The sequence below is a fragment of the Pseudoalteromonas sp. APC 3495 genome, from assembly GCF_030407645.1.
GTDB classification, from domain to species: Bacteria; Pseudomonadota; Gammaproteobacteria; order Enterobacterales; family Alteromonadaceae; genus Pseudoalteromonas; species Pseudoalteromonas tetraodonis.
Window position 1 is genome coordinate 1 of sequence record NZ_JASDDA010000103.1, and the last position, 1,002, is coordinate 1,002.

At 30.4% G+C, this 1,002-nt stretch carries 2 protein-coding genes; both read right to left on the reverse strand.

Features of this window, described 5'->3' with window-relative positions; all coding sequences use genetic code 11:
- The coding region (locus tag QL984_RS18445; protein WP_290173244.1) for a hypothetical protein at positions 1 to 375 on the reverse strand (375 nt) is incomplete at its 3' end.
- Between the two features lie 12 nt (positions 376 to 387).
- Positions 388 to 1,002: glycosyltransferase (locus QL984_RS18450; protein WP_290173247.1), on the reverse strand; the 615-nt coding region annotated here is incomplete at its 5' end.

Sequence of the window (1,002 nt, forward strand, 5' to 3'; positions counted from 1 at the left end):
TCTTCTTTCTATAACGTTATCAACTGAAGTATCAAAATAAATATAATTATAAAAAACTAAATAAATAACGAATAGCTTCGCAAGCCAAATATACTTTGTCAAATCAAGAATACTAGCTGGAAGGCCATAGGTTGAGCCCCACGAAATAGAAATTAGCATTAGTAAACAAAATATGATTATTAAACCTGCACGTACTGGTACTTTAACACTGATAGTTACAGATTTAGATAATAGAAAAAATAAAAAAATTATTAAAAATGCCAGTAAATCATCAAACCTAATCCCAATAAAACCTGGAACCTTAACTGTTGGAGTTAATAAAAAAAAGACTGTAAAAAACACAGTCAATTTTCTTAAAATATTAAGCTTTTGCACATTAAACCTTATTTATAAAGTGTAGACTTTCTTGAGTAAATGAGAGACAACACTTCGAGAAAAGTTTAGACGAGCATACTCTATAATTTCTTCTTTATTAAATGGCGTCACAAGGAGCTTTGCCATATTATCAGTGAACTCCCTATCATCTTTAGCAATAAATCCAACGCTACTATTAACAATAGATTCGCTACCGCCATTTTGTAATGAAAGTATAGGCAACCCTGCAGCCATAGCTTCAATAAGAACAACACCAAACGTTTCACTTTTACTTGGGAGTACAAAAAAGTCTGATTTCCATAGTAACTCTCTTACTTCATTCCTAGGTAATTTCCCTAATAAAAAAACATTATTACAAAGCCCTAATTCACTAATTAGCCTTTCTAGACTTTGCCTCTCAGGACCCTCGCCAGCTATAAATAATTTTATATCCTTAAACCTAATAACTAGATTTTTTAACGCTTTAATAGCTAGTCTATGGTTTTTATTTTCAGTTAAATTGCCCACGGATACAAAAATAGCATCATCAACATTAAAATTACTGCTATGTATTGGTTGAAAATAGCTAGTATCAACTACATTGGGAATATAATAAAACTTTTCATTATATTGTTTTGATAAATGCTG